We start from the raw sequence: 13,872 nt of genomic DNA on the forward strand, positions 1-13,872 counted from the left end.
CTGGTTAGCCCGACGTAAGCACCCACGCTTCTGGATCGCGCAAACCGTGCCGGATCGTCAATCGTTGCCTTGAAGGCGAGCGCGGTGATCGGACCGACCCCAGGGGCGGTCATAAACCGGCGGGCCTGGGCATCACGGCGCACCAGCTTCATAACCTTGCGGTCAAGCTCACTGACCTGCTGCTCGACGGCACTGCGCGCTTCCAGCAACGGTCTGATGGCAGCTATCAGCTCAGGGCGACCCTCGATCAACTCCTCGGCTCGCACGGCGAAGACGTTGAACTTGGCATGACCGATGACGAGACCGAGGTTCTTGAGAAGGCCACGAACATGGTTCTCGAGATCGCGCTTGATCTTGACCAGCAGCGCCCGGCTGGCCAGTAGCGCCCTGACCGAGTGGCTGTCGATATCCTTGACATGCACTTCCTTGAACCAGCCCGTCTGCATGATACGAGCGATCCCGATGGCATCGTTGCGGTCGCTCTTGTTGATCTGCATCTTGAGCACCGCCTTGGCATGCCGCGCGTCGATACAGATCACCGGTAGGCCAAGCTGCTTAAGCTCGGTCCACAGCCAGGTGGACGTCGGCAACAATCGTAATGAATTCGCGCCGTCGCATTGCACATCACCGCTAGTCCGTTCGGTGCCGAGAAGCGAGAATATCATGCCCATCGATCACCTTGTCAAAGTTCGTCACAGCCGATGGTCGAACGTCCGCGGGTTTCGACCGCGTTAGTGCTCCAGCTGAACTCGTGCACCTTTAGCTCCGTTCAACAGCCGTCTGAGATGGAAACCGGCAAGGGCGTCGCCGGCGTGCAGCCCGACCAGCGCAGCAAAGGCCGGCATCGCCCCGGCGTCTCCGGCCTCAAGCTTGGCGAACGCCACCGAATATTGCGCTGTCGCGTCTGAGTTGAATGACGATTCCGCCAGCGGCTCAAAAGCTCGCAACGGCTCGCTGCGGCCGCGCAGCATTAGATCGCCAACCGGCCTGCCGCGAAACTCCGTCGCACCTTCCGCGACTGCAGCGCTCACGCAAATGCGGGTACCGAGAAACTTATTTGCCGCCTCAAGCCGGGCTGCCGTATTGATAGTATCTCCATAGGCAGTGTAATCGAAGAACCGGCTGCCGCCAAAATTTCCCACCAGCGCCGGCCCTGCATGGACCCCAATTCGCGTTACGCCGAAATTCACACCTTTGGAGTTCCAGCGCTCACGAAACGTCTCAGCCCAACTGTCGAGGTCGTGCGCGCAAGCAATTGCCCGTGCCGCATAATCCGGTTGATCTCCCGGGGCGTTGAAAAGTATCTGGATGGCGTCGCCGATTATCTTTGCGACAGTGCCCTCATGAGCGAACACGACATCGGTCATGCCCCCCACATATTCGTTGAGCAGCGCTCCCAGCACCTCGGGTTTAGCGTTTTCGACCAGCGACGTGAAACCGGCGATGTCGGTGAAGATTGCCGCGATAGGGCGCCATTGCACCTCCATGCCTTCGCTCTCGCCTACGGCCGCAAGCCGGAACGCGATCTGCGGTGAAAAATATCGCGACAGCGATGCATGCGCACGCTCGGCTTCGAGCTGGCGGCGGCGGGCATCGCGCATCGCCTCCACATGACGAATGGTCTTGTCGATGGTCATTTCGAGGTCGCCAAAATCGATCGGCTTGGTCAGAAAATCGAACGCGCCGCGGTTCATCGCGGTGCGGATGTTACTCATGTCGCCATAGGCAGAAACGATGATTGTGGACTTCTTGTCTTCGGCCTCCTGCAATTTCTGTAGCAGCGACAGGCCATCCATCCGTGGCATGTTGATATCGGACACGACTATGTCTACTTGCGGAAGCTGCTCAATCGATTGCAGAGCCTCGATGCCATCATGGGCGAACATGAACTGTACCGCGCCGTCACGAATCTGCTTGCGGAATTTCTGCAGTACCAGAGCCTCGAGATCGGGCTCATCATCGACAACGAGGATAGTCGCGGTCATGCAGCCTGTCCGAGACGGGCTTCGATTTCCAGGCGCAGCAACGCGAAATCGAGCGGTTTCGTCAGCAGGCCGACCGCGCCACGCTCAATCGCCTTGCGGCGTGTTTCCGCATCGCCATAGGCGGTGATCATGATAACGGGAACGTCCGGCCGCGCGGCGCGCACCTTCGGCAGCATTTCGAGCCCGCTCATACCGGGCATATTGATGTCCGATAGGATCAGGATCAGCGACGGGTCCTTAATCTCGGCGGCCCGGACCAGCGCCGCGGGAGCCGATGGCGCAAACTCCATCAGAAAACGGCCCGAGCGCAGATCGCGCCGGAATTGCTGACGAAACAAGACTTCGACATCGGGTTCGTCGTCGACAACGAGAATGTAAACGTTCAATTGCGGCCTCCAGAATTCGCTTGGGCCGCGGTCCGCGGCAGCATAATAATAAATTCGGTAAATACCCCTGGCTCAGTCTCGACATTGATCTTGCCGCCATGCTGTTTCACCACGATGTCGTGGCTCATTGAGAGACCAAGTCCGGTCCCCTCGCCCGCCGGCTTGGTGGTGAAGAATGGATTGAACATCTTCTCCTTCACATCTTGCGGGATCCCAGTACCGTTGTCGCGGATGCGAATTTCGATCCAATTGCCGAAATTTTTCGTGGTCGCGCTTAGTGTTGGCTCGAAACCCGCTTCATCCGACTCCTTGCGCTTGGCGGCCGCGTAAAACCCGTTTGAAATCAAATTGAGAAAGACCCGCGTGATCTCCTGCGGGTATAGGTCGATCATGCCCGCCTTGGGATCGAGGTCCCGCTGCAAGGTTATATTGAAGCCGGGTTTCTCCGCTCGCGCGCCGTGATAGGCTAAGTTAAGGCTTTCCTCGACGATCGCGTTGATGTCGGCGGGCCGGTGCTCGCCCGAACCTTCACGCGAATGCAGCAGCATGTTCTTGACGATCGAATCGGCACGCTTTCCGTGCTGCACCACCTTCTCGAGATTGCCCTTGAGCATTTGCGTCAGTTCGTCGATCTCTCCCCTGACCTTGCCATCGAGCGCTGCCGGTTTGAGCGCATCGTTCAGCTCGTCGATCAGTTCGGCCGACAGCGCCGAGAAATTGTTGACGAAGTTGAGCGGGTTCTTGATCTCGTGCGCGATGCCAGCGGTGAGCTGACCGAGCGAGGCAAGCTTCTCGGTCTGGACGAGGCGGTCCTGGGCGGTACGCAGATCTTCCAGAGAAAGCGAAAGCTCCTTCGTGCGTTCCTGCACCTGTTCGAACAAACGCACGTTCTCGATGGCGATCACGGCCTGGTCGGCAAAGGTCTGCACCAGATCGACCTGACGCTGGCTGAACGGTCCGGGCACTGGCCGTCCCAACAGCAGGACGCCTTCGACCGCGCCGTCGCGCATGAGTGGCACCGCAAACACCGCCCTGTAATCGCCCATCGTTGGAGCGGAGCCAAAATTATATTCCGGGTCGAGTTGTACGTCCGGGACGTGGACGGGCTTGCCGTCCATGAACACCCGGCCAGTAATCGTGTTGCGGCTGGCTTTGATCGGGTTGGCTTGCATGAAATCGAGAAAGGCCTGCGTGCAGCCGGATTCGGCCTGCAGCCGCATCACCTCGCCGTCGCGCAGGCAGATGATGCCAAGCGATGCACCGCACAGCCCTTTCGCCGATTCGGTTAGCGTCGTCAGCACGGATTTCAGGTCGAACGCCGAGCGGCTAATGACCTTGAGCACATCGGCTGTCGCGGTCTGCTGCTGCAGGGATTCGCTGAGGTCGTCGGTTCGCGCATGCAATTCTCTGAGCAACCGCGCATTTTCGATGGCGATTACCGCCTGCTTGGCGAAGTTGGTAATAAGTTCTACTTGTTTTTCATCGAAACCGACTGGATCGTGTCGTGCGGCGCCGATGGCACCAACGACCTTGTCGCCAAGCAACATGGGCGTGAAGATCACGGAATCGAAACCGAAATCGCGCGCAAACTGCTGGGTTGCAGGAGGTGCTGCGGGATTGCCGAGGACGGGGAAGAACTGGATAGTTTGCTTGAGCAGCATAGCCTGGCCTCCCACCGTATCGTCGGCGAGCGGTCTTGGATATCGTTCGATCAGTCTTTCGAAACCTGGGTCGCCCTGCACAGCGGGCATTTCGACCATTCCATCGTGCAGAGTCTGCACGACGGCAAAGCGTGTACCAAACAGTCGCAGCAGATTGCGCACAATTGCGTCAAACACCGGTTTGGTATCGGTCATCGAACCGCTGATCGACGATAGAACCTCAGCGGTCGCGGTCTGCTGCTGCAGGGATTCGCTTAACTCGGAGGTGCGCTGTTCAACCTTGTTCTCCAGGTCCGCATAGGATTCCTGCAGCCTTGCGCCCATCTCGTTGAACTGGTTGGCTAGGCCTTCGAGCTCGTCCCCGGTCTTGATTGAGATGCGCTGGGTGAAATCGCCGCCGCCGATGCGCTCAGCACCGGTACGCAACGCCTGGATGGGTCCGACCATGCGACGGGCCAGGAATATCCCGGCAAGCACCGCGAAGAGCAACGCCGCGGCCAGCACGAAGGCGAGGCGCTGCAACGCGGCGTAAAGCGAGGCATAGGCCTCCTCCACCGGCAGTTCGACAAACATCGTCCAGCCGAGCGGCGCGATCGGCGCAGATGCCGTCAACACCTCTTGGCCCTGGATGTTTTTTGCGCCCTCTAAAGATTCGACGCCGGCAGCGTGGCCGGTCAGCGCCGCCTGCACCTGTATAAGTTTAGACATATCGGTATTCCGCAGAACGAGGCTGATGTCGGGGTGCGCGATCAGCCGCCCCCCTGCGCCGACGACATAGGCATGGCCACGCTCGCCAACCTTGATTTGCGACACCACATCCCAGATCAGCTTGAGGTTAACCTCGGCGATGCTGACGCCAGCGTCCTTGCGGGTACCTGCCAGGGACAGCGTCATGTACGGCTCGGATTCCCGACGGAAATATACCGGCCCGTAATAGACCTTGTGTGCGACAGCCTCAGAGAATTTCGGGTCCTTGGAAAGATCGAGCCCGCTATCAACGACATCCATGGCGAGTCGCGATACTCGCAGCCGTTCCTTACCCGTCGAATCCACTTGCGCCAGTTCGGTGATGGCGGGGACCTGTCGCAACAGCCGTAACGCATCGAAGCGGCGCTGCTCGATCGAGCCCGCGGACCACGGCAATTGGGTGGTCCAGCCAAGCTGACTTTCGAGCTCCTTGATGAACTGGCCGATTTTCGCGGCCGCCGCCTCTGCCTGCTCGTGTTGAATCCGGATCAGCGCCGCCTTGTGTTCGCGATAATAGAAAAAGACCTCAAAAATTCCGTTGGACAACAGGGCGACGCCCACCACTACAACGAACAGAGCGACATATTTGGTGAACAACCGACTGCGGATTCTCGTGCCAGATGGCTTCGTCTCCGAAAACGCCTCCACCGCGGGCGAGTCCGCCGCCAGCGTTCGATCTTGGGGGGCATCTGGGTGGAGGGAGATGCTCATCTCGCGCAACCTAGCAAGAATGCAGGTGCGTGTCTCTTGCCGCGGTCATTCAATCACCTCATCAGCCCGGGCAAGCAGCGTCGGTGGCACCGCAAGGCCGAGAGCCCTGGCGGTCTTCAAATTGATCACCATTTCAAACTTGATCGGTGTTTGTACCGGCAAGTCGGCAGGCTTCGCACCCTGGAGGATGCGATCCGCATAGGAAGCGGCGCGAGCGAACATGTCCTGTGAATTTGCCCCATAGGACATCAGGCCTCCATCTCTTGATGAAATTGCCTCGGCATAGATTGCTGGCACACTGTTGCGAGCGGCGAGGGAGATGATGGAGCCGCGATGGACCACCGTGAAGCTGTCGGTCATGACGACAAGGCCGCTGCCGGGCTCGCGCCCGAGTTCATTGATGACCGTTTCTATCTCCCCATCGCTGCGAACCGCCGCTGTGATCGCCTCTACGCCGAACGATCTAGCGGCCGCCTCGATGGCTCCAAGGAAATATGATCCGCCTCCGGGGGCGGTGTCGGGATTAAACATGATGGCTGCCCGCCTGACCGAAGGTGCCATCTCCTTGAGCAACTCCAGCCACTTGCCCCCCATCGCGGTTTCAACGTTGATGAACCCGGTGATGTTGGCGCCCGGCTGCGGCAGGCTTGCGACTAAACCCGCGCCAACCGGATCGGAGACGATCACAAAAACCTTCGGGATCGTCCGGGTCTCCCTATGCAGTGCTTTTGTTGCTGGCGTCGTGTTAGCGAGGATCATGTCAGGCCGCAGTGCGACGAGTTCCCTGGCAAACTCCTGCATTCGTTCTGCCTGACCAGCGCCCCAGCGTAAATCGATCCGCAAGTTGCGGTCATCCGTCCAACCAAGTCCCCCCAAACCCTTACAAAAAGGCCGTGAGTGCTGCTTGCGCATACGGGTCGCTCTCCGCCCAGCCCATCAGAACGCCGATGCGTCTCACCTGCTCCTTCTGCTGCGCCTGCGCCGCAAGCGGCCATGCAGCCACACTGCCAATCAAGCGGATGAACTCCCGCCGTTTCATTCGATCACCACGTCGGCAGCAGCGAGCAGCGGCGGCGACACATCAAGCCCCAGTTCCTTCGCGGTCTTGAGGTTAAGCACCAACTCGAACTTGACTGGCGCTTGGACGGGAAGTTCGCTCGGTTTCGTTCCCTTGAGAATGCGGTCGGCGTATACGGCAGCACGCCGGTACTCATCGACGAGATGAGGGCCGTAGGAAATCAGGCCGCCGGCTTCAGCAAATGAGTAGGACCAATAAACAGCAGGGACATGGAAGCGAGCAGCTAACGCAGTAATCTCCGCGCGATGTTGTTGAGTGAAGGCGTCCGGAATGACGACGAGGCCACTACTTGGCTCGCGTGCCTCTGCGGTAACAATGGATTCGAGGGTCGGCATGTCGTTAAAGGGGGCGACAATCGCCTCCACGCCGAGGGAAGCAGCGGCCGTTTTGAATGGGTCCAGATAACCTTCTAAGAACGTCGCCGTCGGCTGATTAAACAATAACGTGACCCGGGTGATCCGCGGCGCAATCTCCTTGAGGAGCCACCCACTTGCCACCCAGCGACCTCACGATAGGGGTAAAACCAGTCGCGTTGCCGCCTGGCCGTGGCAGGCTCGCGACGAACCCGCTACCGACTGGATCGGCAACCAGTACGAAAATAACGGGGATGGTACGCGTCTGTTGGAGCATGGCCGCGGCAGCGGGGGTAGTGCTCGTAAGAATGACGTCAGGTTGAAGCGCGACGATTTCCTTCGCGAATCGTTTCATCAACTCCACATCAGCTGCCGCCCAGCGAATGTTAATCTGGCTGTTGCGGCCCTCCATCCACCCGAGCTTCCGAAGCTCCTCCCGAAACGCCGCGGCCGAGGACTGCCCCTCTTGGTCGCTCTCGGCGCCACCCATCAAGATGCCGATCGTTTTCTCGAAACTAGCCTGCTGCGCCCGCGCCGCAAGCGGCAACGCAGTCGCGCTGGCAATGAGAGCAATGAACTCACGCCGCTTCATGGCCGCCCCCCGAGGATCAGGCTATCGCAGTTTAGCCCCAAATTCCGCAGTCGGAAGAGGATGGAGGCGGTCCTATAAGAAAAAACCTTGGTGGGCGTCGATGTCCGCGTCGGGCCAAACGCTACCGGGTCGGGTGTCAGCAAGCCTGGCCATGTCCCGCACGCGTTTTAGATTTTTAATATGCGATATGGACGAGGGCACCGGATCAAACATTGCGTCGATGCTGCCTTCCATCAAATCGGCTAGAGCGGGTGCCGAGCCCAACCCTCTGCGTGTGCTTGCCCAACCGCGACGTCCGCTTCACCTCGGGCAACTCACGTCATCAGGGCTAATGTCCCGACCGCACGGGCCGTAACGAATCATTCGATTACCTCGTCGGCGCGGGCGAGCACAGTGGGTGGAATAGTGATACCGAGTGTTTTAGCGGTCTTCAGATTGATGACCATTTTGTATTTGGACGCTTGCTCGACTGGCAGGTCGGCTGGGCTATTTCCCTTAAAGATTTTGTCGATGTAGGCTGCAGCGCCTCGATAGAGATCATCTAAATCAGCCCCATAACTCATGAGACCACCGACATCCACGTTTGCTCTATTTGCGAATATTTCCGGTAGTCGGTACTGCATTTGTAATTCGGCGAGAATTCCAGCCTGCGCGGTGTAGAGTGGCGACGACAAGACCAGGACGCCATTGACCTGTTGCCGCGACATCGTCGCGAACGCCTCCTGAATCTCGGAGATAGTTCCGGCCGGAGCCAAAACCAGCTGGATTCCGAGCTTTTGGCCTGCGGCCCCAACCGCCTTTACAGCAGTCGGATGGGAAGGCGTCGTGGGATTCCAAAGAACGCCGATCCGAGCCACGTTTGGTAACGTTTCACTAAAAATCTCCAACTCCTTGACTGAGATTTCGGTGAGAAGCATGGACATGCCCGTTACATTGCCGCCGGGGCGCGAAAGGCTCACCGCATCTCCGAGGCCGACGGGGTCGGCGTGTTGGGCGAAGACAATGGGAATTGTAGTGCTCGCACGCCGCGCCGGTTCGACCTGTGTTGAGGCAGGCGCGAAGATGACGTCGACTTTCATTCGAACAAATTCGGTTGCTAGATAAAACGTTTGGTCTGCCCGCTCCGCCCACCGGAACTCGATGAGAATGTTCTTGCCCTCGACGTAGCCGAGATCACGCAGACCATTGCGCAGAGCCTCGACTTCGCTCGTCCAACTAGAGGCGGGGCCAAACCCTAGATATCCAATCGTCCATTTCTTTGCCGATTGCTGTGCGTGTGTGGCTCCCGGAAAGATCGCGATTGCGCCGCCTAACAGTGTAACGAAATCGCGCCGTCTCATGGCCGCCACTCTCGCGCAAGTTAGTTCACCAAATCGCCTTCAGCGTCCAGCCGCGGTAACAAACAGAGCCAACCGAACTCATCTGATCAGAATGTAGTAGTTGAGTCATTAGCATCGCTTTGAGAATCTGTTCATCACTTCCGATCTACCCAATCGATCGGACATCGTTGGCTGCGGTTAGGATGTCGCGAAGGTGCCAGAACCGGCCTACTAGCCTGCCCGCACGGTGTTTAAGAACTTGCCGACTTCCAGCTTAAGCCGATTACTGTCGGTCGCCAGAGACTGCGCCGCCGACAGAACCTGCGCCGAGGCGGATCCAGTCTCGCTCGCACCCTGTTGAACGTCAATGATATTGGATGAGACCTGCTGAGTGCCTAGTGCTGCCTGCTGAACGTTGCGAGCAATTTCCTGTGTCGCTGCACCTTGTTCTTCTACAGCGGCAGCTATTGTCGAGGAAATCTCTGACAGCTTTTCGATGGTACCACTGATCGCCTGGATCGCGCCGACCGACTCGTGGGTCGCTGCCTGGATGCCGCTGATCTGCTGGCCGATCTCGCCGGTTGCTTTGGCGGTCTGCTCGGCCAGCGCCTTCACTTCCGAGGCAACAACGGCAAAACCCCGACCAGCCTCACCAGCACGGGCCGCTTCGATCGTGGCATTAAGCGCCAGCAGATTGGTCTGCCCGGCGATGGTGTTGATCAGTGCGACCACGTCGCCAATGCGGGCGGCCGCTTTCGATAATTCACCGACGCGATCGTTAGTCCTGCGCGCTTGGTCGACTGCTTCATTGGCTATCCTCGCAGATTCTTGGACCTGCCGGCTGATTTCGTTGACTGAGGACGACAATTCCTCGGTCGCCGAAGCCACCGACTGTACGTTGGTGGAGGCTTCCTCAGAGGCCGCCGCTACCGTCGTCGCGACTTCCCCCGCGCGCTGCGCAGTCGACGTCAATGTCTCTGCCGAGGCTTCAAGTTCGGTTGCGGCGGAGGACACGGTTTCGATGATCTCGCCAACCGCGCCTTCGAAACCGTCGGCGAGCTTGACCATCTCGGATTTGCGCTGGACAGCCGCCCGACGTTCGGTCGCTTTCAGTTCTTCACGGTCAAAGCGAACGATCGCCTGAACAGTCTGTAGGTTGCGCAGCGCAACGCCAACCTCATCGTCGCGCTCGACGAATATGCGAGTGTCGAGTTTTGCCTGGGTGACGTTCAGCATCGCCTCGTTGAGCCGACCTAGCGGCCGGACGATAGCCCGGATGGTCTGCATGCCGAGCAGTCCACCGAGCAGAAGGCCCGCGAGCAGCAAGCCGACGGCGACGCCGATCACAATCACGTATTGCGTCTGGGTCGCTTGAAAGTTTGCCTTGGCTTCCTTCACCTGAATGGCAACGAGCTCTCGCATATTGTCCATGGCGAGGTCGAGCTGCTCGCCGGCTTTCCCAAGCACAGCCATCGCTTCTTCATATTTTTTGTCCGCGAGCAAAGCCAGTCCGGGCTTGATGCCCTGTTCCAGGTAGCTTTTGCGCTTGGCTATAAACGCATCGGCCGCATTCTTTTCCTCCGGCGAGAGGGAAGTCGCCGCGTACTCGGCCCAAAGCCGGTTGATCGCTTCGGAATTCCTCGAAATCTTTCCGGCTACGTCGGCGGGCACCCGACCGTCACGGCCGCCAGCGGCAGCATCATAAAGAGTGATGGCATTTTTGTTCATAAGCTCGCTGATTTCTGAAAGATTCGCCAGCGGAACCGTACGTTCTTCGTAGATCGACTTGATCCGCGAGTTACCGTCCCGCGTCGCCATCACGCCAGCCACTCCGAGCGTCAGCATAAAGAGTCCGAGCACAGCTACGAGCGAGACCAAGCGCGCCTTCAGCGTACTGGTGAAGAAGGAAAGGCGATCCATGGCAGAGCGGCGGCGGATGATGCCTGCGTCGATCCTGTAGCCGTGAGCTTCCTTCTCGCGCAACAGTCCATAGACATGCTCAGCTTCCTGACGCTGGTCGGCGGGCAACTTGGTCCTGATCGAGGTATAACCGGTGACCTGACCATTTTCCCGGATCGGGGATGCGGTTGCGAGAACCCAGTAGAAGTCACCGTTCTTGCGCCGATTTTTTACGGCGCCTGCCCAAGGCTTGCCGGCCTGCAGGGTAACCCACAAATTATCGAACGCCTCCGGTGGCATGTCCGGATGACGGATAATGTTGTGCGGCTGTCCCATCAACTCCGCTTCGGTGAAACCGGAAGCGTCGACAAATTCATCGTTGAAATAGGTCATCCTTCCTTTCGTATCTGTCCGCGAAACGATGAGTGTCTCGTCGGTGATCGGATACTCGACCTGCGTGACAGGGAGGTTGCTGCGCATTTCCGGCTCCGTCAGACATTTAAAATTGTAATTCGGCCTCACCGCTCGAAGCAGTAAGCCGCCGCCGGGGTAATGGTTACTGCTTCGTATTTCGATATCGTTTATTTAGAAACCCGTGAAAATACGGCTACGGCTGGCACGTCGAGCACGTTGCCTCTACCAAACGTTCACTACGTCCCACGGTGCCGCATTTGCGCGGAGTTGCGCTGAGAACCCCAGCGCGCGCAGGATCGACTGACAAAGTCTAGGGGGAAACTAATAATGATCGAGACCATAGCACTGCTGAGAAAAGCGGCTGATGAGTGCGAGCGCCGGGCTAGACAACCGGACAGAGCTGGGGCGATCAAGGCGGAGATGATGGACCTAGCTGCTAAATGCCATAGGTTGGCCGGTGAGGCCGCCATGTTGTGTAGGATGAGCAAAAAATTTAATGGCGACGATGACGCGACGTGCGCCCAATGCTTGGAGAGGTGCTTCGGTTAGGCCGTACTCGCGCTTTCAGAAATGTCGTCGCTCGGAGTCCGATGAGGGTCAGGGATCGGGATAGGGGGGCGTCTCGCGACGCCACCCGTCCCACACCACCGGGCATACGGGTCCGTACCGCGGCGGTTCGATCGAGTTAGGCTTGCACAGGCACATGGAGTCGGGGAAGACCAAGAGAATCGAATACGTGATTTCGTAGAGCGTGTTGAACCGCCGGGTGTCCGGACATGCGCCCGGGTTCACCAGGAAGCCCATAATTGAGGCTGTAGGGATCAAATCGTGCAGCAGCCCCACACGTTTCGACACCAACTCGGAAGCCAACTGGGTCACACCGGTGATGTTGCCACCCGGCCGATTTAGGCTAGCTACGAGACCCAAGTTGACTGGGTCGCCAGCCATCTGAAACACGATCGGAATGGTCGCGGCCGCCGCCTTGGCTGCGAGGACTGCGGGAGTGGTGACCGCTACAATCACGCTTACCTGCTGCCGTACGAGTTCGGCGGCCATCTCCGGAAGCAGAGCGTCACGACCTTCCGTCCAATGAAATTCGACCTTAACGTTTTGGCCCTCGGTGTAGCCGGCTTCACCCAGGCCGTGCCGAAAAGCGGCCTCCGTCGACGCAACGGGGGAATAGGTACTTATGAAACCGACCACAGGCATCGGCCGCGTTCGGATAACTTGCTGTGCCTTCGCCGCCAGCGGCCGCGTTACTGCGGCACCGCCAATCAGCGTGATGAATGTGCGTCGTTTCATGAGCCCCCCGGCAGCGGCGTACGATGCCCTTGGCAAGCCAAAAAGCAACGATATTTGCCGCGCGGGGCAGCAGTCAATAAATGGTTGCAATCAGCTAATACGGTTAGAAGTTGAATGTCTGCATGGGGTCAGAGGAAGTGGCCAGCTTCATTCGATTACCTCGTCGGCACGGATCACAAAGGGATCAGGGACTGTGACCCCGATTGCCCTCGCGGTCTTGAGGTTCACGGCAAGCCTGAACTTTGTGGGCTCCTGCACCGGAAGATCGCCCGGCCGCTCACCGCGTAAAACACGATCCACATATTCAGCGGTTCTGCGGAAGCTCTCTTCCCAGTCCACACTATAGGAAAAGAGCGCCCCTGCTTTGGCGGCTCCGAGGGCGGCGTACATAGCGGGCAACCGATAGCGTAGCGACAGCGCGATAATGAGATCACGATTTACAAGCGTCACGGCATGCGGAAAGACAACTATTCCGGCATTGTCCGTCGTGGCGTACGAGACTATGGCGTTCTCGATTTCGGCTGCGCCGTGTACACCAGCAGGTGTTGCCTCGATTCCAAAATGGGGCGCTGCATCCGCCAGAGATTGCCAAAACGCCCGGTGGACAGGCGTTTCTGTATGCAGGATCGCCGTAACGCGAACCAGAGAAGGGCACCCCTCCTTCAGCATTTGAAGCCATTTGCCGCCCATCGAAGCGTCGTGGCTGGTAAAGCCGGTGATGGTGCCACCAGGATGAGCGAGGCTGGAAACGAACCCGTCACCAATCGGGTCGGCTACGCCAACAAATACGATCGGGGTGTTCCCTACGAGCGGCCTCACGACGGCCAAGGCGAGATTGGTGAAGACAACCACAACATCAGGCGACGACGCGAGCAGCTCGGCAATAACGGGCTCCATCTGGTCTGGTCCGTCTTTCCAATAACGAACATTAGCTTGCAGATTAACTCCCACTCTCCATCCCAACTCAGCGAGCCGAAGAAACAGCGTGGAAACATACCCCTCATCCTGCGCCGAATGTGCCGTCCCCATCAAAACTGCGACGCGCCGCGCCGGTGATCTTTGCTGCGCAAGCACGTTGAACGGCCAGAAGATGGCCGATCCGGCAATTCCCCTTACGAGTTCACGTCGTCTCATCCCTTGCCCCCGAGGTGCAGGATCAACCACCTCCGGCTTGCAGTGCGGGAGATCAAATCAGCAATTTGCAGACGAGAAAAGGCTGTGATGGACAATTTACGCCGCTAGATCCTGCTTTGCGTAATGACCGGGTTGGGTCAATCGCTACCGAATCCGGCTTTCGCACTAGCTTTCGCGGTAGGGACGCGAGTTACCTCGCGCCCCCCGCACAGATCCGTACGGGCCCAATTCGGGCATACGGCTCCCACCTTGGGTGTCTGACGGCGAAGCGACTTTCTGGCCACGGATGAA

At 58.6% G+C, this 13,872-nt stretch carries 12 protein-coding genes; all 12 read right to left on the reverse strand.

Going from position 1 to position 13,872, the window contains the following annotated elements; translation table 11 throughout:
• Positions 1-671: transposase (locus ABSE61_RS33965; protein WP_423875555.1), on the reverse strand; the 671-nt coding region annotated here is incomplete at its 3' end.
• A gap of 60 nt (positions 672-731) precedes the next feature.
• Complete coding sequence (locus tag ABSE61_RS33970) at positions 732-1,985, reverse strand: response regulator (RefSeq protein ID WP_423875556.1); 1,254 nt, start codon at positions 1,983-1,985, stop codon at positions 732-734.
• A complete protein-coding gene (locus tag ABSE61_RS33975) occupies positions 1,982-2,371 on the reverse strand; it encodes a response regulator (protein WP_423875557.1) in 390 nt (129 codons plus the stop codon). Before ABSE61_RS33975 ends, ABSE61_RS33970 begins: the two co-directional genes overlap by 4 nt.
• Complete coding sequence (locus ABSE61_RS33980) at positions 2,368-5,490, reverse strand: GAF domain-containing protein (RefSeq protein ID WP_423875558.1); 3,123 nt, start codon at positions 5,488-5,490, stop codon at positions 2,368-2,370. Before ABSE61_RS33980 ends, ABSE61_RS33975 begins: the two co-directional genes overlap by 4 nt.
• Before the next feature lie 45 nt (positions 5,491-5,535).
• A complete protein-coding gene (locus ABSE61_RS33985; protein ID WP_423875559.1) occupies positions 5,536-6,402 on the reverse strand; it encodes an ABC transporter substrate-binding protein in 867 nt (288 codons plus the stop codon).
• Positions 6,371-6,529, reverse strand: a complete 159-nt coding sequence (locus tag ABSE61_RS33990) for a hypothetical protein (protein ID WP_423875560.1) — start codon at positions 6,527-6,529, stop codon at positions 6,371-6,373. Before ABSE61_RS33990 ends, ABSE61_RS33985 begins: the two co-directional genes overlap by 32 nt.
• Positions 6,526-7,008 carry an ABC transporter substrate binding protein gene (locus ABSE61_RS33995; protein WP_423875561.1) on the reverse strand — a complete coding sequence of 161 codons (483 nt, stop codon included), beginning with the start codon at positions 7,006-7,008 and terminating at the stop codon, positions 6,526-6,528. Before ABSE61_RS33995 ends, ABSE61_RS33990 begins: the two co-directional genes overlap by 4 nt.
• A complete protein-coding gene (locus ABSE61_RS34000; protein WP_423875563.1) occupies positions 7,001-7,513 on the reverse strand; it encodes an ABC transporter substrate binding protein in 513 nt (170 codons plus the stop codon). Before ABSE61_RS34000 ends, ABSE61_RS33995 begins: the two co-directional genes overlap by 8 nt.
• Positions 7,514-7,872: 359 nt before the next feature.
• Complete coding sequence (locus ABSE61_RS34005; RefSeq protein ID WP_423875565.1) at positions 7,873-8,853, reverse strand: ABC transporter substrate-binding protein; 981 nt, start codon at positions 8,851-8,853, stop codon at positions 7,873-7,875.
• A gap of 210 nt (positions 8,854-9,063) precedes the next feature.
• On the reverse strand, positions 9,064-11,211 hold the full coding sequence (locus ABSE61_RS34010) for a methyl-accepting chemotaxis protein (protein ID WP_423875566.1): 2,148 nt from the start codon (positions 11,209-11,211) through the stop codon (positions 9,064-9,066).
• Positions 11,212-11,742: 531 nt separating this feature from the next.
• On the reverse strand, positions 11,743-12,447 hold the full coding sequence (locus tag ABSE61_RS34015) for an ABC transporter substrate binding protein (protein WP_423875567.1): 705 nt from the start codon (positions 12,445-12,447) through the stop codon (positions 11,743-11,745).
• A 147-nt stretch (positions 12,448-12,594) separates the two neighbouring features.
• Positions 12,595-13,581, reverse strand: a complete 987-nt coding sequence (locus tag ABSE61_RS34020; RefSeq protein WP_423875568.1) for an ABC transporter substrate-binding protein — start codon at positions 13,579-13,581, stop codon at positions 12,595-12,597.
• Positions 13,582-13,872: the final 291 nt, after the last annotated feature.

Origin of the sequence: Bradyrhizobium sp. (genome assembly GCF_049519115.1) — a bacterium.
Lineage (GTDB): Bacteria > Pseudomonadota > Alphaproteobacteria > Rhizobiales > Xanthobacteraceae > Bradyrhizobium.